The organism is Flexivirga endophytica, from assembly GCF_014640635.1.
GTDB lineage: Bacteria > Actinomycetota > Actinomycetes > Actinomycetales > Dermatophilaceae > Flexivirga > Flexivirga endophytica.
Window position 1 is genome coordinate 213569 of sequence record NZ_BMHI01000006.1, and the last position, 26137, is coordinate 239705.

General features: G+C 67.9%; 21 protein-coding genes. 10 read left to right on the plus strand and 11 right to left on the minus strand.

From position 1 onward, the window contains the following. Window positions 1-18: 18 nt before the first annotated feature. Both IEX71_RS19330 and IEX71_RS19335 read right to left on the minus strand, forming a co-directional pair. Window positions 19-840 carry an SGNH/GDSL hydrolase family protein gene (locus IEX71_RS19330; protein WP_188838706.1) on the minus strand — a complete coding sequence of 274 codons (822 nt, stop codon included), beginning with the start codon at window positions 838-840 and terminating at the stop codon, window positions 19-21. Then, the gene (locus tag IEX71_RS19335; protein ID WP_188838707.1) at window positions 837-1514 is read right to left on the minus strand and encodes a uracil-DNA glycosylase; all 678 of its coding nucleotides are present in this window, start codon (window positions 1512-1514) and stop codon (window positions 837-839) included. The genes IEX71_RS19330 and IEX71_RS19335 overlap by 4 nt, the downstream gene beginning before the upstream one ends. A 125-nt stretch (window positions 1515-1639) precedes the next feature. On the opposite strand from IEX71_RS19335, the gene IEX71_RS19340 reads away from it, so the two are divergent. Then, entirely contained in the window at window positions 1640-3004 is a 1365-nt protein-coding gene (locus IEX71_RS19340) for a pyridoxal phosphate-dependent decarboxylase family protein (protein ID WP_188838708.1), read from the plus strand. Here the strand turns inward: IEX71_RS19340 and IEX71_RS19345 are convergent. Continuing rightward, complete coding sequence (locus IEX71_RS19345) at window positions 3001-3936, minus strand: RNA polymerase sigma-70 factor (RefSeq protein ID WP_188838709.1); 936 nt, start codon at window positions 3934-3936, stop codon at window positions 3001-3003. The two genes, IEX71_RS19340 and IEX71_RS19345, sit on opposite strands and share 4 nt — an antisense overlap. Then, window positions 3933-4865, minus strand: coding sequence for an NAD-dependent epimerase/dehydratase family protein (locus IEX71_RS19350; RefSeq protein WP_188838710.1), 933 nt, complete (start codon window positions 4863-4865; stop codon window positions 3933-3935). The genes IEX71_RS19345 and IEX71_RS19350 overlap by 4 nt, the downstream gene beginning before the upstream one ends. 489 nt (window positions 4866-5354) lie before the next feature. On the opposite strand from IEX71_RS19350, the gene IEX71_RS19355 reads away from it, so the two are divergent. Continuing rightward, entirely contained in the window at window positions 5355-5651 is a 297-nt protein-coding gene (locus IEX71_RS19355; RefSeq protein WP_188838711.1) for a DUF3263 domain-containing protein, read from the plus strand. A 228-nt stretch (window positions 5652-5879) separates the two neighbouring features. On the opposite strand, the gene IEX71_RS19360 is transcribed toward IEX71_RS19355, so the two are convergent. Genes IEX71_RS19360 through IEX71_RS19370 form a run of 3 tightly spaced genes read right to left on the minus strand, consistent with a single transcriptional unit; the run spans window position 5880 to window position 8922 of the window. Continuing rightward, a complete protein-coding gene (locus tag IEX71_RS19360; RefSeq protein ID WP_188838712.1) occupies window positions 5880-7121 on the minus strand; it encodes an acyl-CoA dehydrogenase family protein in 1242 nt (413 codons plus the stop codon). 5 nt (window positions 7122-7126) lie between these two features. Continuing rightward, window positions 7127-8176 carry a phosphotransferase family protein gene (locus IEX71_RS19365; RefSeq protein ID WP_188838713.1) on the minus strand — a complete coding sequence of 350 codons (1050 nt, stop codon included), beginning with the start codon at window positions 8174-8176 and terminating at the stop codon, window positions 7127-7129. Further along, window positions 8176-8922: an SDR family oxidoreductase gene (locus tag IEX71_RS19370; RefSeq protein ID WP_188838714.1), complete on the minus strand. Its 747-nt coding sequence runs from the start codon at window positions 8920-8922 to the stop codon at window positions 8176-8178. The genes IEX71_RS19365 and IEX71_RS19370 overlap by 1 nt, the downstream gene beginning before the upstream one ends. A gap of 108 nt (window positions 8923-9030) precedes the next feature. Here IEX71_RS19370 and IEX71_RS19375 point away from each other — a divergent pair, with 108 nt between their 5' ends. Further along, window positions 9031-10197, plus strand: coding sequence for a CaiB/BaiF CoA transferase family protein (locus IEX71_RS19375; protein WP_188838715.1), 1167 nt, complete (start codon window positions 9031-9033; stop codon window positions 10195-10197). A gap of 54 nt (window positions 10198-10251) precedes the next feature. Here IEX71_RS19375 and IEX71_RS19380 read toward each other — a convergent pair whose 3' ends face one another. Then, window positions 10252-11454 carry a Gfo/Idh/MocA family protein gene (locus tag IEX71_RS19380; protein ID WP_229749880.1) on the minus strand — a complete coding sequence of 401 codons (1203 nt, stop codon included), beginning with the start codon at window positions 11452-11454 and terminating at the stop codon, window positions 10252-10254. A 159-nt stretch (window positions 11455-11613) separates the two neighbouring features. On the opposite strand from IEX71_RS19380, the gene IEX71_RS19385 reads away from it, so the two are divergent. The 5 genes from IEX71_RS19385 to IEX71_RS19405 all read left to right on the plus strand — a co-directional run bounded on the left by IEX71_RS19385 (window position 11614) and on the right by IEX71_RS19405 (window position 18549). Further along, a complete protein-coding gene (locus IEX71_RS19385) occupies window positions 11614-11910 on the plus strand; it encodes a GNAT family N-acetyltransferase (RefSeq protein WP_188838717.1) in 297 nt (98 codons plus the stop codon). Between the two features lie 47 nt (window positions 11911-11957). Beyond that, a complete protein-coding gene (locus IEX71_RS19390; RefSeq protein ID WP_188838718.1) occupies window positions 11958-12482 on the plus strand; it encodes an adenylyl-sulfate kinase in 525 nt (174 codons plus the stop codon). A 260-nt stretch (window positions 12483-12742) separates the two neighbouring features. After that, window positions 12743-14374, plus strand: a complete 1632-nt coding sequence (groL, locus tag IEX71_RS19395) for a chaperonin GroEL (RefSeq protein WP_188838719.1) — start codon at window positions 12743-12745, stop codon at window positions 14372-14374. A gap of 149 nt (window positions 14375-14523) precedes the next feature. After that, window positions 14524-16422, plus strand: coding sequence for a potassium transporter Kup (locus IEX71_RS19400; RefSeq protein ID WP_188838720.1), 1899 nt, complete (start codon window positions 14524-14526; stop codon window positions 16420-16422). Between the two features lie 111 nt (window positions 16423-16533). Next, window positions 16534-18549, plus strand: a complete 2016-nt coding sequence (locus tag IEX71_RS19405) for an NADPH-dependent 2,4-dienoyl-CoA reductase (protein WP_188838721.1) — start codon at window positions 16534-16536, stop codon at window positions 18547-18549. 173 nt (window positions 18550-18722) lie between these two features. Here the strand turns inward: IEX71_RS19405 and IEX71_RS19410 are convergent, their stop codons facing one another. Beyond that, complete coding sequence (locus tag IEX71_RS19410) at window positions 18723-19031, minus strand: WXG100 family type VII secretion target (protein WP_188838722.1); 309 nt, start codon at window positions 19029-19031, stop codon at window positions 18723-18725. 106 nt (window positions 19032-19137) lie between these two features. Beyond that, window positions 19138-21171 carry a HelD family protein gene (locus tag IEX71_RS19415; protein ID WP_188838723.1) on the minus strand — a complete coding sequence of 678 codons (2034 nt, stop codon included), beginning with the start codon at window positions 21169-21171 and terminating at the stop codon, window positions 19138-19140. A gap of 127 nt (window positions 21172-21298) precedes the next feature. On the opposite strand from IEX71_RS19415, the gene IEX71_RS19420 reads away from it, so the two are divergent. Next, complete coding sequence (locus IEX71_RS19420) at window positions 21299-21580, plus strand: DUF4242 domain-containing protein (RefSeq protein WP_188838724.1); 282 nt, start codon at window positions 21299-21301, stop codon at window positions 21578-21580. On the opposite strand, the gene IEX71_RS22760 is transcribed toward IEX71_RS19420, so the two are convergent. Further along, window positions 21568-24456 carry a helix-turn-helix transcriptional regulator gene (locus tag IEX71_RS22760; protein WP_188838725.1) on the minus strand — a complete coding sequence of 963 codons (2889 nt, stop codon included), beginning with the start codon at window positions 24454-24456 and terminating at the stop codon, window positions 21568-21570. The two genes, IEX71_RS19420 and IEX71_RS22760, sit on opposite strands and share 13 nt — an antisense overlap. 212 nt (window positions 24457-24668) lie before the next feature. Here IEX71_RS22760 and IEX71_RS19430 point away from each other — a divergent pair, with 212 nt between their 5' ends. Continuing rightward, window positions 24669-26045: an FAD-binding oxidoreductase gene (locus IEX71_RS19430; RefSeq protein WP_188838726.1), complete on the plus strand. Its 1377-nt coding sequence runs from the start codon at window positions 24669-24671 to the stop codon at window positions 26043-26045. The last annotated feature ends 92 nt before the right edge of the window (window positions 26046-26137 follow it).

Below are 26137 nucleotides of genomic sequence, written 5' to 3' on the forward strand. Positions count from 1 at the left end.
TCGGCGAGCGGAGGGTGGTCAGTTGTCGATCGGCGTCCGCTCGTCCACCGAAATAGCCTGCAGCTCAGGCCTTTTCGCGGCACGGTTGTCACCGGAGCTCTCGTGCTTGAGGCGGCGCTCGATCCACGGTGCGAGGTGCGTGCGCGCCCACGCGGCGTGCGCCTGTGCTGACTCCATCCGGGACAGAGCCGGCGCGGGCGGCAATGGCACGACCCAGTCGCGATCGCCCTCACGCAGGCCGAGCGTCCACGCCGCCTGCTCGGCGACCCGCTGGTGCCCGAGCGTGGACAGGTGCAACCGGTCCGGACCCCACATGCGCACGTCCCGCAACGACCGGAGCGTCCACGTGTCGACGACGAATGCGCCATGGCGTTGCGCGATGCCCCACACGTTCAAGCTGTGTATGGCGACCCGGCGCCCGACCACTTTCAGGAAGGGCGCCCAGGTCGGATCGCAACTGGTCGCCATCAGCACGTCCGCACCGGTGGCTCGGATCCGCGCGACCGCGGACTCCAGCTGGTCGGCCAGTGCGTCGAGATCCGCGTGCGGGCGCAGGCAGTCGTTGCCACCGGCGACGATGCTGACCAGGTCCGGCTGCAACTCCAGCGCGGCGTCGGTCTGCTGGTCGGCGACGTCGGCCAGCAGCTTCCCGCGGATGGCGAGGTTCGCATAGCCGAAGGGCGTTGCGGCAGAGGCGTTCTCGGCCGCCAGTACTGCGGCCAGGCGGTCGGCCCAGCCGACATACTCGTCGTCCATGGTGGGGGACGGGTCGACCATGCCCTCGGTGAACGAGTCGCCGATGGCGACGTAGCGCTGCCAGCGGCGCGGCTGCGGGCTCACGGCAGACTCCAGTCGATCGGCTCGGCGCCTTGGTCGGTGAGCAGCTTGTTGGCCTGACTGAACGGTCGCGAGCCGAAGAAGCCGGAGTGCGCCGACAGGGGAGAGGGGTGCGGGCTGGTGACATAGGGGACCGACCTGAGGTGCTGCGCGAGACCGCGCGCGTCCCGTCCCCAGAGGATCGCGACGAGTGGGCCGCCACGCGCGACCAGCCCGTTGATGGCGGCGGCCGTCACGTGCTCCCAGCCCTTGCCGCGGTGACTGGCGGGGTTACCGGACCGCACGGTCAGGACCCGGTTGAGCAGCAGCACGCCACGGTCCGCCCACGGCGACAGGTCGCCGGTGGTCGGGCGGGCACAACCGATGTCGTTGGTCAGCTCCTGGTAGATGTTCTGCAGGCTGCGCGGGATCGGCGAAACCTCAGGCGCGACAGCGAAAGACAGGCCGACGGCGTGTCCGGGAGTGGGGTAGGGGTCCTGGCCGACGATGAGCACCCGCACGTCGTCCAGCGGGCGTTCGAAGGCACGCAACACCTTGTCGCCGCTGGGTAAGTAGCCGTGCCCGGCGGCGACCTCCGAGCGGAGGAATTCGCCACACGCGGTCACCTTGTCGGCCACGGGTTGCAGCACCGGCAACCAGGACGCATGCACGAGTTCGTCGAGGGGTCGGACCGTCATACCGACAACTTAACCGGACGGCGACAGTGAACGCTTCACCCCTAGCTCGTTCGGGCCCCCGCGAAGTATCGGCGGGGAGCGAAGCGGAGGAGACGAACTTCGTGGGGTGTCCTTACACTCGCAGAGTGCACCGTTTCACCGAAGACACCGCAGAGCTGGGCCGATCGATCCTGAGGTATGCCGCCGAGCGGCTCTCGCTGGATCCGGTGCCGCTGGACTTCAGTCGCACCGTCGAGGAGCTGGATGCCGTTGCCGGCGGGGCGATCTCGTCCGAGGGCATCGGCGGCCAGTCGGCGTTGCGCCTCTTCGAGGAGGAGCTGGCACTCGCGTGCCTGTCGATCGATCACCCGCGCTATCTGTCCTTCATCCCGTGCGCTCCCACCCGTGAGGCGGCGATGTTCGACCTCGTCGTCGGGGCGTCGTCCATCTACGCGGGTTCGTGGCTCGAGGGCGCCGGTGCCGTGTATGCCGAGAACCAGGCGTTGCGCTGGATCGCCGATCTCGCCGGGATGCCGGAGGGAGCGGGCGGCGGCTTCGTGCAGGGCGGCACGATCGGCAACCTGTCCGCGCTCGTCGCGGCGCGGGCTACCGCGCGAGCCAATGCTGCCCGGAGCCGTGACGACGCCCGGCCCTACCGAGTGGCCGCGACGGCCGGCTCGCACTCGTCGATCGCGTCGGCGTGCGAGGTGATGGACGCCGAGCTGATGCCGGTGCGGCTCGACGCCCAACTGCGGCTCACCGGTGATGCGTTGCGCGAGGTGCTGCTGCGCGAGGGGCCGGAGACCTTCTTCGCGGTCGTCGCGACCGCAGGCACGACCAATCTCGGTGTCATCGACGACCTGGAGTCGGTCGCGGCGGTCTGCCAGGAGCTCGGCATCTGGTTCCATGTCGACGGTGCGTATGGCGGGGCGGGTCTCGCCGCGCCGAGCGTGCGTGATCGTTACAAAGGTGTCGAGCAGTGCGACTCCTTCATCGTGGACCCGCACAAGTGGCTCTTCGCGCCGTTCGACTGCTGCGCGCTGCTCTACCGCGACCCGGCGCTGGCGCGGGCCGCGCACACGCAGCACGCGTCATACCTCGACGTCCTCAACGAGACCCCCGACTGGAACCCGACTGACTACTCGGTGGGGCTGACCCGCCGGGCGCGTGGTCTGCCGTTCTGGTTCTCCCTGGTTGCCAACGGCACAGACGCCTACACAGCGGCCATTGAGCAGACGCTGGAGGTCGCGCGCTATGCCGCCGACCAGATCAACCAACGGCCGTATGTCGAGCTGGTGCGCGAGCCGGATCTGTCCGTGGTGGCGTTCCGCCGGGTCGGCTGGAGCCCGCAGGACTACCAGCAGTGGTCCGACGGGCTGCTGCAGCGGCAGGAGGCGTTCGTCGTGCCGAGTTCGCACGACGGCGAGACGATCGCGCGGTTCGCAATCGTCAACCCCAACACCACCCGTGAGGACATCGCCGCGATCCTGGATTCGATGAACGCGGCCTAGAGCGGGCCGCCGCGGGCGCCGAACGCCTCGCGCAGCACGGCCCAGGCATCGGCGACCGGGCCGACGTGCGCGAGCTTGTCCGGGTTGAGCACCGTGCGGATCGCCTGCACCTGACCGTCGAGGATCTCCAGCGTCCAGGTGTTGACGACCTGCCCGTCGCGATCGCGGAAGATCGCGCCGGGCTCGCCGTTCAGCTCGTGCAGCTCGAGCCTGCCGCCGATCTGACGGAACGGACCGATCAGCGCCACGAGCACGCGCGCCACCTTGTCGGTGCCGAAGATGCCCGCGCCCCATTGCGGCGCCCGGCCGCCGCTGTCGCTGACCAGGTGGACGTCGGCGGCCAGGAGCTCGCGCAGGGCGTCCACATCGCCGTCCCGGAAGGCGCCGAAGAAGCGACCGGCCAATTCGTCGCGCTCGCGCCGGTCGACCGCGAACCTGCTGCGGCCGGCCGCCATGTGCCGCCGCGCGCGGCTGGCCAGCTGGCGGCAGGCGTCCTCGCTGCGGTCCACGGCCGCGGCCACGTCGGCGAAGTCGAACCCGAAGACGTCGCGCAGCACGAAGACCGCGCGTTCCAGCGGCGAGAGTCGCTCCAGCAGCAACAGGGCGGCCATCGACACGGAGTCGGCCAACTCCGCGGCACGCTCGGGATCCTCGTAGGGATCGGTCAGCAGCGGCTCGGGGAACCACTCTCCGACATACGATTCGCGACGTTGGCGTGCCGAGCGCAGCACGTCGATGGCGAGCCGGGTCACCACCGTGGAGAGGAACGACTTGGGCGATTCGACGGTGTCGGCGACGCGCTCGAAACGCAGCCAGGCGTCTTGTACGACGTCCTCGCTCTCAGTGACGCTGCTGGTGATGCGATAGGCGATCGAGAAGAGCAACGGCCGCAGGTCCTCGAAAGCCTCTGCGGGATCGGGGGATTCGGTCATCGGAGCTCCTTCTCGAACCCGTCACGCCACGACTTGTATGCCGGAGACCAGCCCAGCTCGCGCTTCGCCTTGGTGTTGGCGAAACCGCGCCCCTTGGTCATCATGACGACCGCCTGGTCTCCTGCCAAGAGTCGACCCAGCCAGACGGGGATCCGCATCGGGGGCTTGGCACCCGCGCACTTCGCGAGCCAGGGCAGCCATTCGGCTGCCGGCGCGGGTTCGTCGTCGACGATGTTGAACAGGCCGGTCGCGCGCTGCTCGATCGCGAGCACGGTCGCGCTGCCTGCGTCGTCCAGGTGGATCCAGGAGCTGATGCCGGCAGCGCCACCGATCAGCGGGTACTGCCGCTTGCGGAGCAGCGTGACCTGGTCGTCGATGGCCCCGGGGCCGTAGAGCGCGCCATACCGCAGCACTGCGCCGCCGACGGCGAGCACCTTCTCCTCGAGGTCCCTTGCGATGCGCAGGCCGGCGTATGACGCGGTGCCCGGCATCAGGTTCTGCGGGACGTCCTCGGTCTGGACCGGCCCGCTGTCGGGGTCGCCGTTCCAGCTGGCGTAGCCCTGGGCGACCACGTGTCCTACCCCGGCCAGCCGCGCGGCGGCCAGCAGGTTGTCGGTGCCCTCCGACCGGAGTCGATTGGTGATCGCGAACCACTTGTCCGGATGTTTGATGTCCGGTTTGCCGGCGTGCGGCACCGAGATCGCGGTCCTCTGGTGGACGACGACGTCCGGAGCCGCTGCCGCCACCGCGGCCCGGACCGCGTCCGCGTCCAAGCCGTCCATCACCACGGGCTCCGCGCCGAGATCGGCCAACAGGTCAAGTTTGGCTGCGCTCGTCGTCGTTGCGGTCACTGCGTGCCCGCGGGCGACGAGTTGCGGGATCAGCCGCCGCCCCAGCACTCCGCTGCCACCTGCCACAAACACTCGCATTGCGTACTCCTTCGTGGTTCTTGCGTTTGCTGCAGGAGACGAGATGGGTCATCGGGTTGTGACATCGCGCAGTTGCGTGGGTCTGGCTCGGTGCGTGTGGGTCTCCACTGGGTCGAGGTATGTGCGGGCGTGCGGCCCTGGGGCGTGCACAGGTCTCCACTGGGTCGAGGTAGGTACGGTGGTGCGGCCCTGGGGCGTGCGGGGGTCCCCACTGGGTCGAGGTAGGTACGGTTGAAGCTGGAGCCGACGTGCACAGGTCCCCACTGGGTCGACCGATGCGCACGTGGAACGTAGGCGCCGAGTCACAGGCGCCACATGCGTCACGACATGCCGACAGTGGTGCTTGCCGGAATGACATCGGTGTGATTTACCGCCTATCATCGGTCTCGGACATCCGCTGACGAGCTGAAGGGACATTCATATGGGCGAGCGCAGCGAGCTACAAAAGGCTCAGGCGAATGCCAGCGCCCGAGGCACGAGGGGACTGGCATGAACGCCGCCGCGGAACAGCAGGTCATGCCGTCGGACAACTGTGAACTCAGTGAGCGTGACGCCTCGATCCTGTCGTTCGAGCGCAACTGGTGGAAGCTCCAGGGCGCCAAGGAACAGGCCATCCGCGAGACCTTCAACATGAGCTCGACCCGCTACTACCAGGTGCTCAATGCCGTCATCGACACTCCTGCGGCGCTGAAATACGACCCGATGCTGGTCAAGCGGCTGCAGCGACTGCGCTCCGGCCGGATGCGCCAGCGCACCGCCCGCCGACTGGGCTTCGACCTCGACTGAGTCCTCCGACTTCGCTCTCACACAACAGGGCGACGCGCGCAACGAATTGTTCGTGCGCGCGTCGCCCTGTTGTGATCGTCGCTACGTCGGCGGTCGGCGGATACTGCGGTCGCCTCATCTGCGCCGTCGCCGCTGCGCCCGTCCCCCCCCCATTTCTCGAATGACGGCTCCCTCGGCGAGTGACGGTCAGTTCAGACCGTCACTCGCCGAAGAAGCCGTCAGTCGGCGTCAGTGTGCGGTCGGTGAGGTGGCTCGGGCGTCCGCTTGGCGGCGCAGCTCACGGCGGGCCAGCGACGCCTTGTGCACCTCGTCCGGGCCATCGGCGAAGCGCAACGTGCGGATCCCGGCATACGCACGCGCCAGCGGGAAGTCCTGGGAGAGGCCGGCGGCGCCATACAGCTGGATCGCCTTGTCGAGGATCCACTGCACGGTCTCCGGAGTCGCGATCTTGATCGCCTGGATCTCCGTGTGCGCGCCCTTGTTGCCGACAGTGTCCATCAACCACGCGGTCTTGAGCACCAGCAGGCGCAGTTGCTCCAGACGCACCCGGGACTCGGCGATCCAATCGCGTATGACGCCCTGCTCCGACAGCGGCTTCCCGAACGTCGTCCGGGCGTCGGCACGCTCGCACATCAGCTCGATCGCCTTCTCCGCCAGGCCGATCGAGCGCATGCAGTGGTGGACGCGTCCGGGGCCGAGGCGGGCCTGAGCGATCGCGAAGCCGAGTCCTTCGCCGGCGATGAGGTTGGTCGCCGGCACTCGCGCGTCGTGGAACTCCAGCTCGGCGTGGCCGCCGTGGTCGTGGTCGTCATACCCGAAGACCTCCATGCCGCGTTTGACGACGAGGCCGGGGGTGTCCCGCGGGACGAGGATCTGCGACTGCTGGCGGTGCCGGTCGGCGGTCGGGTCGGTCTTGCCCATCACGATGAAGATCTTCGCGTCCGGGTTCATCGCTCCGGTGATCCACCACTTGCGCCCGTTGAGGACGTATTCGTCGCCGTCGCGCTCGATGCGGGTGGCGATGTTGGTGGCATCGGAGGAAGCGACGTCCGGCTCGGTCATTGCGAAGGATGAGCGAATCTCACCGCGCAGCAACGGCTTCAGCCACTGCTCCTGCTGCTCCGGCGTCCCGAACTCGTTCAGCACCTCCATGTTGCCGGTGTCCGGCGCTGCGCAGTTGAGTGCGGCCGGGGCGAGGAGGGACCGGCCCGTGATCTCGGCGAGCGGCGCGTACTGCAGGTTGGTCAGACCCGCGCCCTTGTCGCCGGGCAGGAAGAGGTTCCACAGCCCGGCCGTCCTGGCCTTGTCCTGCAGGTCGAGGAAGACCGGCACCCGCGTCCACGCCCATGGGTCGTCGGAGGCCGCGAGCTGCTCCTCGAAGACCGGCTCTGCCGGTGTGACTTCGTTGTCCAGGAAGTCACGCACGCGCGCTCGGAGGTCTTCGGTTTTGGGGTCGAATCCGAAATCCATTGTGGCTATTCGCCTTTCGATCCAGAGGTGTAGTGCTGCATGACGGCGAGACCTGCCGCGAACAGTGGCTCCGTCGAGGCGCCGATGTCCTCGAAGCCGGCGCCGACCGTCTGACCGTGCTGGTGCCGGAAGTAGATCCCCTCGAGGATCGCCGCGAGTTTGTAGTAAGCCAGTGCCTCGTGGAAGGCAAGGTGGCTGACGTCGCGGCCGGACCGCTCGCTGTAGCGCTGCACGATCTCCGCGCGCGTCGGATGACCGGTGGCGCGGGACACGGTCGAGACCGCGCCCGGCGCGACATCGGCGAGTGCCTGGTAGACCAGCATCAGCGCCACATCGGCCAGTGGATCGCCCAATGTCGCCATCTCCCAGTCGAGTACGGCGGCCACGCGGTCCGAGTCGTCGATGAGCGTGTTGTCCATCCGGTAGTCGCCGTGCACGATCGTCGCGCCGCTGGACGCGGGTATGGCGGAAGCGAGTCGCTGGTGCAACTCCTCCTCGCCAGCCAGCTCGCGGGACTTCGAGTCCTGCATCTGCCGGCGCCAACGGTGGACCTGTCGCTCGAGGTAGCCGTCCGGTCTGCCGAAGTCGCCCAGTCCGACCGCTGCCGGATCCACGTCGTGCAGCGCAACCAGCGTGTCCGTGACGGCGTCCGCAATCGTTCGAATCCGTTGTTGGCCCAGCGGATTGAGCTCATCCGCGGTGCGGAAGGGAGTGCCGGCCACGCGTTCCATCACGTAGAACGGCGCGCCGATCACGTCGGTGTCGGTGCACGCGGCATACATCCGGGGGACCGGGACCGGAGTGTCGGCCAGTGCCGCCATCACGCGGTGCTCGCGGGTCATGTCGTGCGCGGTCGCCAGCACGTGCCCGAGGGGTGGGCGGCGTACGACGACCTCGCGCGCGCCGTCGGTGACGATGTAGGTGAGGTTGGACTTGCCGCCGACGATCAGCTCCGCGCTGAGCGGACCGTTGAGCAGCCCGGGGGTGGCATCGGCGAGAAACCGTTGCAAACCCTGCAGATCCAGCCCTGGCAGGTCGTCGGCGCCCTCGGTCATCAGATGCCGCCGGCCAGCAGCACGCCACCGTCGACCGTGAGGGTCTGCCCGGTCATCCAGCCGGCGGCGTCGGAGAGCAGGAACGCGACCACGCTGCCGATGTCGGTCGGAACGCCCAGCCGCTTCAACGCGTATGGCGCCGCGACCTTCTCCTCACGCCCCTCGTAGAGAGCCTTGGCGAAGTCGGTCTTCACGATCGCCGGTGCGACCGCGTTGACGCGCGTGTTCGGACCGAGCTCGACCGCAAGCTCCTCGGTCAGGTGGATCAGGGCTGCCTTGCTGACGCCATACATCGCGATGCCGGGGGCGGGCCGCAGTCCGGCGACGGATGCGATGTTGACGATCGCGCCGCCGTGCTCGGCCTGCCAAGCGGCGCGGACCTTCTGAACCCACGACAGTGCGGCAATCACGTTGACATCCATGATTTTTCGGGCAACTTCGGGGTCGATGTCCATCAACGGTCCGTACGCCGGATTGATGCCGGTGTTGTTGACCAGGAAGTCCGCGCCGCCGAAGGTGTCGAGCGCCTTCGCGACGACCTCGTCCTGGTGCTCGGGGTCGTCGGCGCGGCCCGCGACATACGTGGCGCGCTCGCCCAGGCTCGTGGCCGCCGCAGCGAGGGCTTCCTCCTTGCGGGCGGTGATGACGACGTTCGCGCCCTCGTCGATGAGGTGCTGCGCGATGGCCTGGCCGATGCCGCGACTGGCACCCGTGACGATCGCTGTCTTGCCGGAGAGGCCCTTCATCAGCTGCTGACTCCTGTCATTTCGGCGGTCTGCCGCACTACATTAGGTGCTAAGCAAGCGCTTAGTCACTGATATCGATTCTGCACTGGCCCACCAGCTGGAGGCGTGATGCCCGGTCCTTTGGACGGCGTGCGTGTTGTCGAGCTCGCGGCGATCGGTCCTGCGCCGTTCGCGGGGATGCTGTTGTCCGACCTGGGCGCCGAAGTGATCAATGTCGGCAGGCTCGACGGTGGTGCAGGAGGTATGACGGCCGCCGCGCACCGGGTGCTGCTGCGCGGGCGCCGGTTCGTCCATCTCGACCTGCGGCACCCCGCAGGCGTCGAGGTCGTGGAGGACCTGGCGCGCAGCGCGGACGTGCTCACCGAGGGATACCGCCCGGGGGTCGTCGAGCGGCTCGGCATCGGCCCGGACGAGTTGCTCGCGGTCAACCCGCGGCTGGTCTACGGGCGGATGACCGGCTGGGGGCAGGACGGTCCGCGCGCCGAGCAGGCCGGGCACGATCTGGGCTACCTGGCGCTGTCCGGTGCGCTCGCTCCGAGTGTCGGCGACGGCGGCCGGCCGATCGCCCCGCTGAACATGCTCGGTGACTTCGGCGGTGGCGGGATGCTGCTCGCCGTCGGCGTGCTCAGTGCGCTCTTCTCGACACAACAGACCGGCGAGGGCCAGGTCGTCGACGCCTCGATCCTCGACGGCGCGGCGCTGCTGACCGCGATGCACCAGTCGATGCTGGCGTCCGGGATGTGGCAACAGCCGCCGGGCGGCAATCTCTTCGACGGCGGTGCGCCGTTCTACCGGGTCTATCGGACCGCGGACGACAAATGGCTGTCGGTCTCCGCGATCGAACCGAAGTTCTACGCGACCCTGCTCGACGGTCTCGGGGTGGACGCCGCCGCCGCGGACCAGTACGACCAGTCGCACTGGTCCGAACTGCGCGTCACCATCGCGACCCGCATCGCCTCGCGCGCACGCGATGACTGGGTCGACATCTTCGCCGGCCGCGACGCGTGCGTCGTGCCGGTGCTGGACCCCGACGAAGCCGCTGCTGATCCACACGTCATCGCCCGGGAGGTGTATGCCGACCGCGGCGGCATACGACATCCGGCGCCTGCGCCGCGGTTCAGCGAGACGCCCACCGAGCTCCCGGACGCGTCACCCGACGACGAGACCGCCGACGTGCTGGGCGAATTCGGCTACACGCATGCCGACATCCGACGCCTGGCGGAGGCGGGAGTCATCGCGGCCGACACCGGCAACGACCACCCCCATCGCGAATGACGGCTTCTTCGCCGAATGACGGTCAGATCGCACCGTCATTCGGCGAGGAAGCCGTCACTCGGAGGTCTGGTTGCGCTCGAAATAGCTGCGGACGTCCGGGGCGATCTCAGGCACGTGCACCGGGCGGCTGCCGGAGCGGATGGATTCGGCTCCCGCGACTCCCGCAGCGACGGCGTCCCGTGCGGACAAGGGAGACGTGTCGGTCGGCGTCCCGTTGCGGACGAACTCGACGAACTCGCCGACGGTCAGCACATCCGCGTCGCCATGGCCGTTCGCGTCACCGACGATCGGGTACTGCACGTGACCGTGCTCCAGGAAGCCGGAGCGCTTGTTCCAGACGCGCACCTCGCCACCCTCGCCATCGCCGAAGTTCTCCAGCCGTCCCTCGGTGCCGATCACGGTGTAGTTGCGCCAGTAGTCGGGCGTGAAGTGGCACTGCTGGTAGCTGATGAACGCGCCCGAGTCGAGCCGCGCGAGCATCATCGAGATGTCCTCGACGTCGACGACGGGGTTGAGCTCGGTCTGGGTCAGTGGCGGCCAGTTGTCCGTCGAATACCAGTCACGCATCCGCCGGTCGCTGTTGTCGCGACGATCGGTGACTTGGCCGTAGATCATCAGATCACCCATGCCGGTCACCTCTCGGCTGGCCGACCCGGCGAGCCACTGCATGACGTCGAGGTCGTGAGCGCCCTTCTGCAGCAACAGACTTCCAGCGCGCGAGCGGTCCGCGTGCCAGTCCTTGAAGTAGAAATCGCCGCCGGTCCCGACGAAGTGCCGGCACCAGATCGCCTTCACCTCACCGATCTCGCCGCGGTCGATGATCTCCTTCATCAGCCGCACCACGTGCATGTGTCGCATGTTGTGGCCGACATACAGCTTGGTGCCGGTGCGGTGCGCAGTCGCCAGCACCCGATCGCAGTCCGCAGTGGTGATCGCGAGCGGCTTCTCCAGATACACCGGCACGCCCGCTTCCAACAGCTGTATGGCGATAGCCGCGTGCGTGTCGTCCGGGCTCGCCACGATCGCGCCGTCCAGAGCGGAGAAGTCCCGCAGCAACGCGTCGATGTCCGGCAGTAGCGGAATGTCACCGAAGAGGTCGGCGGTCGCGCTCGCGGTTCTCGGGTCCGGGTCGACCGCCGCGACGACGGAGCCGCCGAACTGCTCGACGTTCTTGGCCAGGTGCGCGCGGGCGCCGACGCCGATCACGGCGGCGGCGAAGGGCGTGGACGTGGGAGTGGGAGAGGTGTCGGAAGTCATCGCGACCATTCAAGCCGACCCGTCGCTGATCGCGTGCCGGGGCGGCCGAGTCGCGAGTGTGCCGATCGCGCTGTATGGAGCGCGATCGGCATGCTCGAAGTCGTTCGCAGATCGCGATATTCGGATGCGCCCGCTGAAGGACGTTGCTTGGGTCGGAGCGTGGACACCGAGGAACGAATCGCGTTGGTGGCGGCGACTTGGACGGCGACACAGCGGCTGCATCCGGGCAACGTCGCGTGGCACGGCAGCGGTTGTGACGGCGCGCCGCCGGAGCACGAGCGCAAGGGGCTGTCCCGTTGTGTCTGCCGGGCCGTCATGAGTGGCGCCCGGGATATCGGGGCGTCGACCGCGGTCGTCGGTCCGCGTGGTGACAACGCCTATCCGGTGCCGCGACAGCTCTACGCCTCGATGGGCTTTCGAACTGTCGGCAGGACGGAGGCGCTCACGTGGGCCTGAGCAGAATCCGGTCGTCCGAGGACCCCGTGACCTGCTTGAATCGCCGAGTGGGGAAGCAGCAGAGTCGCGTCCTCTTCGTCACCGGGACCGTCGGCGCAGGGAAGACCACGACGGCATACGCGGTGGGCGATCTGCTCCGTGAGCGAGGTGTGCCGCACGCGGTGCTCGATCTCGACGAGTTCCACCGCCTGTGGCCGCCTCCCCAGGGCGATCCCTTCAAGCAGGAGGTCGAGCTTGCGAACCTGCGCGCGGTCGCGACGAACTATCGGAAGGCCGGTGCGACATACCTGCTGCTCGCAGGTGTGGTGGTGCGCGATCGGGCGCGCTACGAGGCGGCGCTCGGCGAACCGATCCTGCTCTGTCGCCTGCGGCCGCCGCTGGACCGGGTGACCATGCGCCTGACCGGCCGGCACGAGCCCGGCGACGAGCGCGACTGGCACGTGCGTCGGGCACCGCAACTCGACGCGATGCTCGACGAAGCAGGAAGCGCGGACCTCACCATCGACCTCGATGAGGAGACACCTGCGCAGGTCGCGGCCCGGGTTCTCGCAGCCACCGGTTTCGTCGAATGACGGCTCCCTCGCCGGGTGGCGGTCGGATCGGACCGTCAGTCGGCGAAGAAGCCGTCATTCGCGATGTGTTCACCCCGTTTGCACTCGCCCTCGGAGAGTGCCAATAATGGGCCTTAGCACTCTCCTAGTTAGAGTGACAGTTCGGATGTATGGCGAGGGTCGGACCTCGCGGGGCTCAGACAGTCCCGGCAGGACCCGGCTCGTCCGTCGCGGGCGCCATACGACTGACTCCGCAACAACACGTGAGGATTGGACTGCACATGGCCAAGACCATTGCATTCGACGAGGAGGCCCGGCGCGGGCTCGAGCGGGGTATGAACACCCTTGCCGACGCCGTCAAGGTCACCCTCGGCCCCAAGGGCCGCAATGTCGTGCTGGAGAAGAAGTGGGGCGCCCCCACGATCACCAACGACGGTGTGAGCATCGCCAAGGAGATCGAGCTCGACGAGCCCTACGAGAAGATCGGCGCCGAGCTCGTCAAGGAAGTTGCCAAGAAGACCGACGACGTGGCCGGTGACGGCACCACCACGGCGACGGTGCTCGCTCAGGCGATGGTGAAGGAAGGCCTGCGCAACGTTGCCGCGGGCGCCAACCCGATGGCCCTCAAGCGCGGCATCGAGGCCGCCGTGGCCGCGGTGTCCGAGGAGCTGACCAAGGCGTCCAAGGAGATCGACACCAAGGAGCAGATCGCCGCGGTCGCCGGCATCTCCGCCGGTGGCGACGCATCGGTCGGCGAGCTCATCGCCGAGGCGATGGACAAGGTCGGCAAGGAAGGTGTCATCACCGTCGAGGAGAGCAACACCTTCGGCCTGGAGCTCGAGCTCACCGAGGGCATGCGCTTCGACAAGGGTTACATCTCCGGTTACTTCGTGACCGACACCGAGCGCATGGAGACCGTGCTCGAGGACCCCTACATCCTGATCGTCAACTCCAAGATCTCGTCGGTCAAGGACCTGCTCCCGCTGCTGGAGAAGGTCATGCAGTCGGGCAAGCCGCTGGTCATCATCGCCGAGGACGTCGAGGGCGAGGCCCTGTCGACCCTGGTGGTCAACAAGATCCGTGGCACCTTCAAGTCGGTCGCTCTCAAGGCTCCCGGCTTCGGTGACCGTCGCAAGGCCATGCTCGGCGACATCGCGATCCTGACCGGTGGTCAGGTCATCTCCGAAGAGGTCGGCCTCAAGCTCGACACCGCGGAGCTGGACCTGCTCGGAAAGGCGCGCAAGGTCGTCGTCACCAAGGACGAGACGACCATCGTCGAGGGCTCCGGCGACGCCGACCAGATCGCCGGTCGCGTCAACCAGATCCGCGCCGAGATCGAGAACTCCGACTCCGACTACGACCGCGAGAAGCTGCAGGAGCGCCTGGCCAAGCTGGCCGGCGGTGTTGCGGTCATCAAGGTCGGCGCGGCCACCGAGGTCGAGCTCAAGGAGCGCAAGCACCGCATCGAGGACGCCGTCCGTGCGGCCAAGGCATCGGTCGACGAGGGCATCGTCGCCGGCGGTGGCGTCGCGCTGCTGCAGGCGGCCAAGCTCGCCTTCGCCTCCCTCAAGCTCGAGGGTGACGAGGCCACCGGTGGCAACATCGTCAACGTCGCCTCCGCGGCTCCGCTGAAGCAGATTGCTGCCAACGCGGGCCTGGAGCCGGGCGTCGTCGCCGCCAAGGTGCGTTCGCTGCCCGTCGGTGAGGGCCTCAACGCCGCCACCGGTGAGTATGTCGACATGCTCGCCGCCGGCATCCCGGACCCGACCAAGGTGACCCGCTCGGCACTGCAGAACGCCGCCTCGATCGCCGCGTTGTTCCTGACGACCGAGGCTGTCATCGCCGACAAGCCGGAGAAGGCTTCCGCAGCGCCGGCGGACCCGACCGGTGGCATGGGCGACATGGGCTTTTAGCCCCACGAAGTTCTCCGCTCGTTCCTCGCTCCGATACTCCGCGGGGACCCCGAACGAGGAACACGAGTCCATGTAGGACAAGGAGAGACCGTCCACCCTGTGAATGGGGTGGGCGGTCTCTTCATGTTTCTGGTGCACAATCTCCCGTTGTGACAACGTCGGCGTCCGGGACGCATCGCGCGAGTGTGTTGAGTCTGACCTTCGGGGCGCTCGGCGTCGTCTTCGGCGACATCGGCACCAGCCCGCTCTACTCGCTGCAGACGATCTTCTCCCTGGACCACAACCGGGTCGCGACGACACACGAGGACGTGTATGGCGTGATCTCCCTGGTCTTCTGGGCGGTCACCATCGTCGTGAGCATCAAGTATGTCGTCTTCATCCTGCGTGCCGACAACGACGGCGAGGGTGGCGATCTCGCGCTCGCGGCGCTCGCCCGGCGCGCGGTGCGAGCGGGTGGCAAACGGTTCACCCTGGTGATGGTCCTGGGTGTTTTCTCGGCGTCGTTGTTCAGCGGCGACAGCGTGATCACGCCGGCCATCTCAGTGCTGTCGGCGGTCGAGGGCCTCGCGGTGCCCGCGCCAGGACTGCACGACCTCATCCTCCCGATCAGCATGACGATCATCGTCATCCTGTTCGTGGTGCAACGCTTCGGGACGTCCGTGGTCGGTAAGTTGTTCGGGCCCGTCATGGTCGTCTGGTTCGTGACGATCGGGGTGCTCGGACTGACCAAGATCATCCCGAACCCGGCGATCATCCGTGCGCTGTCACCGACCTACGCCCTCGAGTTCTGGTTCCAGCGCCCGTTCATCGCGTTCATCGCGATGGGTGCGGTCGTGCTGTCGATCACCGGTGCCGAGGCACTGTATGCCGACATGGGCCACTTCGGTCGCTCACCGATCCGGCGTGCGTGGTTCTTCCTGGTGTTCCCGTGCCTCACGCTCAACTATCTCGGCCAGGGAGCGTTGATCACCGAATCGCCTGGCGCCATACGCAATCCGTTCTTCCTCCTCGGCCCCTCGTGGGCGCAGTGGCCGATGGTGATCCTGGCGACCCTGGCCACCGTCATCGCCTCACAGGCAGTGATCTCCGGTGCCTTCTCGGTCGCACGGCAGGCCGAGCGGCTCGGCTACCTTCCGCGGCTGACCGTCCTGCACACCTCCGAGCACGAGAGCGGCCAGATCTACATCCCGTCGGTCAACTGGTCGTTGTTCGTCGGGGTGCTCGTCCTGATGGTGACGTTCCGAACGTCCCAACACCTCGCGACGGCATACGGCTTGGCGGTCACGGGCACGCTCGTGCTGAGCTCGACGCTCTTCCTGGTCTATGCGGAGTCCGCCTGGAAGTGGGCCAAGTGGCGGCTGGTCCTCGTCGGGGTGTTGTTCTATTCGATCGAGCTGACGTTCCTGGCCGCGAACCTGGCGAAGGTCATCCATGGCGGCTGGTTGCCGCTGTCGATCGCAGCAGTCGTCGCGACCACGATGTTCACCTGGCGTCGCGGTGCCTCGATCGTGTCCGGGATGCGCCGTGAGAAGGAAGGCCAGCTCACGGAATTCATCGAGTACCTGCGCGGCTGCGAGGTGACCCGGGTGCCCGGTGTCGCGGTCTTCCTGCACCCTGACAACCAGACGACGCCGCTGGCCTTCCGCGAGAACGTCGCCTTCAACCACGTCACGCACGAGAACGTCTACATCGTGTCGGCGGTGTCACGGAACGTGCCGCACGTCGCGCCGGACGAGCTGCTGAAGTTCAGCAGTCTCGGCGACCCGTATGACGGCGTGGCGCACATCCAGCTCAACTTCGGCTTCCAGGACGACCAGGACGTGCCGCAGGCACTGCGCGCGGCGCGCGAGCAGGGGATCAACCTGGATCCCGACGAGGCGTTCTACTTCCTCTCGCGCATCAGCGTCCAGCACGGGTCGTTGCCCGGGCTCAGCAAGTGGCGTAAGCGGCTCTTCCTCGGTATGGCGCACAACGCCGCCAACCCCGCGGTCTACTACCGCTTGCCCGAGGACCGGACCGTCGTCATGGGCGCTCAAGTGCATTTCTAGGCGCCGCCCCTTTCGAGACGTTCGCTCGCTCCTCACCAACTCCTCAAGGTTCGGCATCGGCTACTCGCTGGTAACATCGGCGGAACATCCGACGCGAAGGGCGGCACACCCGTGGCATTCGACCGACTGCTCGCACCCATCGAGATCGACGGGGTCCCACTGGCCAATCGGGTGGTGATGGGTTCCATGCACACCGGGTTCGAGGACCGCAGCAAGGACTTCGGTCGCTGGGCGGCATACCTCGCGGAGCGGGCCAAGGGTGGCACCGGGCTGATCGTGACCGGCGGTTTTGCGCCCAACGTCGAGGGTTGGCTGTTGCCGGCCGGATCGTTGATGGCGACCAAGCGCGCAGCGGGCAAGCACCGTGCGGTCACCGACGAGGTCCACGACGCGGGTGGCCGAATCCTGTTGCAGATCCTGCATTCCGGGCGTTACGGCTATCACCCGTTGATCAGGTCGGCGAGCAACAAGAAATCCCCGATCACCCCCTTCAAACCGCGCGCGCTGTCGACCAAGGGCGTGGAGCGCACGGTCGACTCCTTCGTGCGTGCTGCACGGCTGGCCAAGGTCGCCGGGTATGACGGCGTGGAGATCATGGGGTCCGAGGGCTACCTCATCAACCAGTTCCTCGCGGCGCCCACCAACGACCGCACCGATGCCTGGGGCGGCAGTGCCGAGAAGCGGATGCGGTTCCCCGTCGAGATCGTGCGCCGGGTGCGCGAAGCGGTCGGCGCGAATTTCATTGTCAATTACCGGATCTCGCTGGTCGACCTGGTCAAGGACGGTCAGACGTGGGACGAGGTGGTGACGCTCGCGGGCAAGCTGCAGGATGCCGGCGCCTCGATGTTCGGCACCGGGATCGGCTGGCACGAGGCTCGGGTGCCGACCATTGTCACGTCCGTGCCGCGTGCGGCGTTCGTCGACTGGACGGCGCGGCTGAAGCAGGAGGTCGGCGTCCCGGTCGTCGCGTCCAACCGGATCAACACACCCGAGGTCGCCGAGGAGATCCTCGCCGGCGGTCAGGCGGACCTCGTGTCGATGGCGCGGCCGCTGCTGGCCGACCCGGACTTCGTGCGCAAAGCCCGTGAGGACCGCGCCGACGAGATCAACACCTGCATCGCCTGCAACCAGGCGTGCCTGGACCACACCTTTGCCAACAAGAAGGCCACGTGCCTGGTCAACCCGCGCGCCGGACGCGAGACGTCGCTGGTGCTGCTGCCGGTGCCGACCAAGAGGCAGCGTCGCGTCGCGGTGGTCGGGGCAGGCCCGGCAGGCTTGGCCGCAGCGGTCTCGAGCGCCGAACGCGGGCACCACGTCACGCTTTTCGAGCGGGACCAGCAGTTGGGCGGGCAGTTCCGGCTGGCGATGCGGATCCCCGGCAAGGAGGAGTTCGCCGAGACGCTGCGCTACTACCGGCGCCGCCTCGAGGTGCTCGGAGTCGAGGTGCGTCTCGGCGTTTCGGCGACGGAGGACGAGCTGAGCGGCTTCGACGACGTCGTGGTCGCGACCGGGGTGCGACCGCGGGTGCCGCAGATCGAGGGCATCGATCACCCCACCGTCGTCATGTATGACGCACTGCTGCGCGGCGAGGTCGAAGCCGGCCGTCGCGTCGCGGTGATCGGCGCCGGCGGGATCGGGTATGACGTCAGCGAGTTCCTCCTGGAGGACCAGCACAAGAAGTTGCCGGACTGGCAGGCCCAGTGGGGCGTGACCGAGGACCCGAGCGCCCCGGGCGGACTCACCGAGAAGCGCCCCGCCGAGCCTCGCCGGGAGGTCTACCTGCTGCAGCGCAAGCCCGCGCCGCTCGGCAAGGGCCTGGGCAAGACCACCGGTTGGGTGCACCGCGCGGCCCTCAAGGACGCGCACGTGGAGTTGATCGGCGGTGCGACATACGACTGCATCGACGACGCCGGGCTGCACATCACCGTGCGGGGCAAGGATGACCAGCCGCGGCCCCGACTGCTCGAGGTCGACACGATCGTGATCTGTGCCGGTCAGGAGTCGGTGCGGGACCTGGTGCGTGACGGCGATGCTGCCCGACACGTCATCGGCGGCGCGGACGTGGCGGCCGAACTCGACGCCAAGCGTGCCATCGCGCAGGCGACGGAGCTCGCTGCGACGGTCTAGTGCGGGGCGTTCAGTAGGTGATCTTCCTCGGCCCCGCCCTCCGGGGTGGGACGAAGGCCGAGGAAGAAGCGTGCGCGGTCAGCAGGCCAGGGGAGCGTCAGGCGAACGCGTGGCCGGAGGCCGCGCAATTCAACACAGATCGCTCACCTGAGGATGAGGAACGAATCCTCAGGTCACGCATTGGTGCTGAACGCCTTGACGACGTCGGTCTCGACCTGGGCGTAGGCGGTGCCGGCGGTACCGACGGTGTTGCCGATGTCGGCGAGTGCGGTGCGGACCTTGCTCTGCGCCTTGGTCCACTCGTGGTGCAGGGCGGTGTATTGGTTGGCGCCCTGGCCCTTCCAGCTCGCCTGCAGGGCGCCGAGCTTGCCCTTCATCAGCTGCATCAGCGTGTCGATGTCCTGGCCGATCTGACCGATGTCCAGACTGTGCTGGTTGAGGTCGGCGGCGTTGACCGTGTAGCCGGCGTTCGGTGTGTGCATGTCTGCCTCCCAAGAAGTCGTCCACTCGGTGCGGACGTGATGGGACGACGTTAGGCAACCCGCCGGTCGGCCCGCAGAAGTTATCCACAGGGGCGAGCTGGGCACCTCAGGCGTGTTCGGCCAGCTCCGCAGGCAGCGGCCGGGAGTGTATGACGCGCAGCGACGACACCGCACGCGTCAGCACCACGTAGAGCCGGCGCAGACCGGTCCGCGTGTCCGGCTCGGCGTCGGCGATGTCGCTGGGCTCGAGCACGACGACGTGGTCGAACTCCAGGCCCTTGGCGACCGTCGCGGGCACCAGCTGGACTCGGTGGTCCGCCTCGTCCACGGACTCGACTCCGAGTTGACCGTGCTCTATCCCGTTCTCCCGCAATGCTTTTGCCGTTGCGGTCACATCGGCGTCCGGAACGATCAGGCCGACCGATCCCGGATCGGCCAGCGCGGAACGCACAGCTTCGATCAGTGCGGCGGAGCGCTCGTCCTCACCGACGGTGACCAGCCGCAGCTCACCGGTGTTGTCTCGCACGCTCACCGGAGCTCCCAGCCCGGGCGCCATCGACGGCAGCAGTCGTGCCGCGAAGTCGATCACCGCCGCGGGCACCCGAAAGCCGCGGTCGAGCACCTCCAGGTGATGCTCGGGCTTGCCGAGGTGCGTCATCGCGGTGCCCCAGCTGTCGGTCGCCCATGGAGTCGTGCCCTGTGCAATGTCCCCGAGCACCGTGATCGCCCCGGTCGAGCAACGCCGGCCGACCGCGCGCAGCTGCATGGGGGAGAGGTCCTGCGCTTCGTCCAGCACCACGTGTCCGAGGCTGGGCGTGCGGCTCAGCAAGTCGTGCAACTCGTCCAGCAGGGTGACGTCGGCGACCGACCACTTGGCGGTGCCCTTGCTGCGAGCCGGCTTGCCCCACAGCAGGATTCGCTGCTCGTCCGCGTCAAGGACCCCGTCGGCGGCCGCTGCGAGTCGCTCCGAGTCCGACCACAGGTCGAAGAGCACCTGTGCCGGATCGACCGCCGGCCAAACGGTCGCGGAGTACTTCTTCACCGGCCCGCTGCGAGCGACCGACTCCTGTACCCGATCGTCCGGTGAGTCGCCGGCGCGCTCCATCCGGAGCAGCACTGCGTGCGCGAGCCGGCGGGGGAGCATCTCGCGGGCGGCGTTGAAGCGGACCCCGCGCGTCATCAGTTCGTCGACGATCTCCTGCACCTCGTATGCCGGGATCCGCCACTTCCGCGCGCCGCGCGGTAGAACCAGGGGCTCGGTCGGCCTCCCGACCCGCGACCACAACGCTCGGCGGAGGACCTCCGCCATACGCGAATCGCCTTTCAGCACAGCTGCTTCCGTGCTGTCTACCGAGCGCACGCGCGCGTGCGCGACCAGGTCGGCAGCGGTCGAGTGCCCGACCCGGACCTCGCCGAGAGCCGGCAGCACCGCGCTGATGTGGTCGAGGAAGGCGCGGTTGGGGCCGACCACCAGCACGCCGGACCGGTCCAGCCGGTCGCGGTGGGTGTAGAGCAGCCAGGCGGCACGGTGCAGCCCGACGGCGGTCTTGCCGGTGCCTGGTGCGCCCTGCACGCAGACGGACACGTCCACATCGGATCGGACGATCAGGTCCTGCTCCGGCTGGATGGTGGCCACGATGTCGCGCATCGGTCCGGTGCGTGGCCGCTCGATCTCCTGTGCCAGGATGGCGCTGCTGGAATCGGATTCGTCTGCGGCGAGCAGGTTTTCGTCCTCGATCGCCGAAATCTGACCCTTGTCGATCCCGAACCGGCGACGGCGCACGACGCCCATCGGCTCGGTCCGCGACGCCCGGTAGAACGCCGTCGACACCGGCGCACGCCAGTCGAGCACGACCGGGTCGCCGGCGTCATTGCTCACATGCCGCCGACCGATATAGCGCGGCGGCGGATCGGCATGATCGATGCGCCCGAAGAAGAGCGTCGTGTGCGGGTTGTCCTGCAAGGACGCGACACGTCGCGCGAGGGTCACTGCGAGTTCGTATGCCGAGTCGCCGTCGCTGGCACGGTTCGGGTCGAGCGATTCGGCGCGTTCGCGCATCCGGGTCAGGTCGGCACGGGCAGCGGCGAGGTAAGCGCGTTCGGGTTCGAGGTCGGTGGTCACCGGACTGTGGTCGGGCATGACAAAGGGGGCGCCTCTTCCGGCGGGTCGATGGTGGGGGAAGAGCGAGTATATCCGCGGAAACTGCCGTGGTCACGGGGATTACGGGGGGTACTCTGGGAGGTCTCTTCGAGAGTGGTGGTCAACCATGCCGATCTTCATGGTGGAGCGACAGTTCGCCGAGGCGCTCGAGCTGGATCCCGATGGTGCGGAAGGGGTCAACCGAATCAACCTGGACGAAGACGTGCGCTGGTTGTATTCGTTCCTGTCCGCCGACAAGCGCAAGACGTATTGCCTCTACGAGGCCCCGTCACCCGACGCGATCCGGCGCGCGGCCACCCGTGCAGGGATCCCGGCGGACGTGATCGTCGAGATGGGACATCGACTCCTCCCGGACGCCAGTCTGGAGCCGGTCGGTCAGACGATGTGATGATCGGTGGCGTAGCGCGCTGCCTGGGTGCGGTTCGTGGTGCCCGTCTTCGTCAAGATGCTGCGCACGTGGTTCGCCGCCGTGTTGGCGCTGATGAACAGTTGTGAGCCGATCTCGCGGTTGCTGAGTCCCGCGGCCAGGAGACGGACCACGTCTAGCTCCCGCCGGGTCAGCCCGTCGTGGGTCACACGGGCCGGCATCGCTTCCAACCGGTGCAGCACCCGGAGCTGCTTGATCGGTCCGGCGAGAGTGCGGGCCTCCTCGGCCAGTTGCGCTGCCCCCGTCTGGTCGCCTCGGCGCTGGAGTGCCACGGCGTGCCGGGCGAGGGTCTCTGCGATGTGCACGTCCGATCCCATCCGCCGATCCATGCTCAGCGCCGAGGCGAACAGTCCGTCCGCGGCCACCTGATCCCCAGTGGCCTCGGCAATGCGTGCCAGATACCGGTCGGCGCTGCCGAAGGCTGCCACGAATTGACCGGCGACGATGTTCGACCCCGAGTACCGGGCCAGCAGGAGGCGCACGGTGTTCATGGCCTCGAAGTCGACGAGGTCGGCAGCGGCGTCGGCCATGAACGCCAGCTCGATCGGAAACCGTGCGTCGGCAACGGATGACTCGACATCGCGCTCGAGCAGGGTGTGCAGTGTGCGCCGCATGCCATCGGTCAGGTTGAACTCGGTGTAGAGAGCCAGCAGTCCTGGCAACCAACGCCCGGTGTGCGACTCGGAGCCGGTGACGAGGTGTCGCACCGCTTCCAGCCGGCCGGTCTCGCGGCGGATCATGAAGAGCTGGACACTGTGGGGCCCGTCCATGGCGTCGCTGTCGAATTCACCGATCCGCAGCGCGGTGTCGGCCAGACGCTGGGCTTCCTCGAAGTCTCCGCGTCGATAGGCGCGGTTCTGCAGCATGCAGGTTGCCGTGTAGTCCATGAACGGCTGTCGTCCCGATGCGGCGGCGGCCTGCGCCTGACGGGTGTATTTCTCCAGGTCTGCGGGACGGCCGGCAAGATAGCTGGCCAGCGCTCCGAAGTGAGCGGCTTCGCAGAGGGACTCCTGATCGCCCGCTTCTCTGCCGAGCGCGGACAACTCCTCGGCACGTTCCATCTGCCGTCCGGCGGCGTCGGGTCGCAGACCGTGCCAGAGCCCGGTTCGAAGGGTGTGCATGATCGTCGTCCGGTCGCCGGTGCGCCGTGCCAGACTCACGGCATGCTCACCGAGCGGCTCCGCCCGGTCGTGTTGCCCGGCGAAGGCCAGTGCGCGTGCCAGTGATCCGGTCGCCCGGACGAGACGGACATCGTCCTCGGGCAGGTCGCAGTCGGCGATTGCAGCGGACAGCAGCTCCGCGGCGCGGAAGTCGATGGACCCCGGTCGCCAGTTGGTCTCTTCGAATCCCATCGCGGCCTGCAGCCGAGTCAGCGGGTCGGGCATCCCGGTGAGCCGGTCGTAGATGTCCCTGGCGCGCGCGAATTCGCTTGCCCGCACATAGTTTTGCGCCGCGCCGAAGAGGGACTGCGCCACCTCGTCAGCACCGGTGGCAGGCAGTCCGGCGGCACGTTCGAACCAGCCGGCAGCGTCCTCGTAGGCCAGGCTGTGTGCGGCCTGGCGTGCCGCGAGACATGCATAGCGGTAGGCCTGTTCGCGGTAACCGAGCGGTTGCGCGCAGAGGTAGTGGTGGGCCAGCCTGGGGTAGAGATCCGGCGCAGTCGCGGGGCCCCGGTCGAAGGCCTGAGCGGCGTGCGCGTGCAGCACCTGCAGTTGCGCGGCGGGGAGTCGGTCGAGCATCACCTGGCGGGTCAGCGAGTGCACGAATCCGTAGCACGACGGTGGTTCGTCGCGGGCCTCGAGCAGGCCCGCCGAGACTGCGGAGTCAACAGCCTCCACACTGCGCACGTGGCCGATGACACCGGCACGAACGAGGGCTGTGACATCGAAAGATTCGCCGAGAACTGCTGCGAGCTGGACGGTTTCGAGCACTTCTGGTTGCAGGCCGGCCAACCGCACGGCGATGCTTTCGGAGATCGAGACCGGAACGCTCCGACTGTCACGCAATGCTGCGACCCCACCGCGGCGTTGCACGTCGGTCCACATCTCGCGGAGGAAGAACGGATTGCCGGCGGTACGGTCCCGCAGGATCGATGCCGGCAACCGCGCTGCCGCGGTGGAGATCCCGGCATGTTCGCTGACGAACTCGGCGATGGCCGTCGTGTCGAGGCCCTCGAGGTCGAGACGGTGCACCCCGTCGAGCCGGTGCAGGTCCGCGAGCTGCTCGCTGAGCGCAGCCGAGTGATCAGGAGCAGTGGTTCGGAAGGTGGCCACCAGCAGCAGCCGGGAATCCACGGACGCACCCGCCACATGTTTCAGCAGCGCGATCGTGGGCAAGGTGGCCCACTGCAGGTCATCGAGAACAACGGCCAAGGGTCGTTCTTCGGCAAGGCGGCGGAGCAGCATCGCCACCGCGTCGAACAGGTCTCGCCGAATGTCGCCGGACGTGTCTGTCACCGCTAGGGACCGGTGCCGGGCTGCCTGCCCGGAGATCTGACCGATGTCGTACGGCATCCCAGCGAGCAGCGGGCAGTCCTTCGTGTCGCGCTCGGGAGAGTGTTCGTCGCGGCAACACGGCGAGTGCTCGAAGAGATGGTCCAGAATCTCCACGACCGGCTGGTATGGCACGCCGGCGTCCTTGCCCGCGGCCGCGATCAGAACGGGGACGCCGTGGTCGTGCAAGGCGCCGGCGACCTCGACGGCGAGGCGGGTCTTGCCGGCTCCGGGTTCCCCGCCGACGAGCACGACCTGACCGTCGCCCTCCTCGACTCGGGACCAGATGTGTTCGAACTCCGTCAGCTCGTGACGCCGGCCGACCAGCCTGGAACGGCGCGCCACCTGGAAGCGGCGTGGTAGCGGAATCGAGGGCCACCACTCCATCCCTCATGGTATCGCCGCGGTCGCTCGGGGATGGTCAGATCTGACTATGCGCGGATCGACAGGGAGGGGCCAATTCAGGTCATGACGGCGGGTGTGCCGCAGCGCAAGGCTGGACATCGACACAGTGACACCCACGACACAGTGAAACCCACGACACAAGGAGCGCGCTCATGACCACGATCTCGGACCTCGCCACCGCCGGAGGAGTCGTGCGACGCGAAGACGTCGGCTATGACGAGGCACGACGCGTCTACAACGCCATGATTGACCGTCACCCCATGGCGATCGCCTCCTGCCGCACTGTCGGCGATGTGCGGGCGGTGCTGGCCGAGGCCCGACGGAGCGGACTGCCGGTCGCAGTGCGCGGTGGCGGCCACTCCGGACCTGGGTTCGGCGTCGTCGACGACGGGCTGGTGATCGACCTGTCGCCGATGGCGGCGGTCGAGGTCGACGCGGCCGGTCGCACCGCCCGGGTGCAGGGCGGTGCCACTGTTCGCGAGCTCGACGCGGCGACCGGTGCGCACGGGCTGGCGACACCCGCCGGCGTCGTCGGCTCAACCGGCATCGGCGGTCTGACGCTGGGCGGCGGCCACGGCTACCTCTCCCGCAAGTACGGGCTGACCATCGACAACCTGTTGTCCGCCGAGGTGGTGCTGGCCGACGGCCGGGTCGTCACGGCATCCGAGGACGAGCACCCCGACCTGTTCTGGGCGATCCGCGGTGGCGGCGGAAACTTCGGCATCGTCACGTCATTCACCTTGCGCTTGCACCCGGTCTCCGACGTCTTCTGCGGGCCGACCGCCTGGCCTGCTGCGGCCACCGCCGACGTGCTGCAGTGGTACCGGGACTTCCTGCCCGCACAGCATGAGGACCTCTACGGCTTCTTCGTGACCATGACGGTGCCGCCGGTGGCGCCGTTCCCCGAGCCGTTCCACCTGCACAAGGCGTGCGCGATCGTCTGGTGCTACACCGGCGACCCGGACGATGCCGCCGATGCGGTGGCACCGGTCCGCGAGCTGCAACCGGCCTGGGACGGGACCGGCGTCGCGCCATACCCCGCCTTGCAGGGGATGTTCGACGCACTTCTGCCCAGTGGGTTGCAGTGGTACTGGCGCGGCGACCTGTTCCGGGAGATCCCGGATGCGGCTGTCGAGGCGCACAGCCGGTTCGGCGACGAGGCGCCGACGCCGTTGTCGCAGATGCACATCTACCCGGTGGACGGGGCTGTGCATCGGGTGGGTTCGGACGAGACCGCGTGGGGGCACCGTGATGTGAACTTCTCGCAGGTGATCGTCGGGGTCGATCCCGACCCCTCCAACGCGCCCGTCATCACCAAGTGGGCCAAGGACTACCACGACGCCGTGCATCTCTACTCGGTCGGCGGCGCCTACGTGAACTTCATGATGGACGAGGGCCGGGACCGGGTCCAGGCGAGCTACGGCGCGAACTACGACCGGCTCGTCGAGATCAAGAACACCTACGACCCGGACAACACGTTCAGGATCAACCAGAACATCCGACCCACAGCCGCGAGTGGCCAGGTATGACGAAAGGGCGCCTCTTCCGGCAGTCGGTGTGGAGGAGAGCGAACACATCCGCTCATCTCCAGTCACGACCGCCTTCAGAGGCGCCCCTCGCG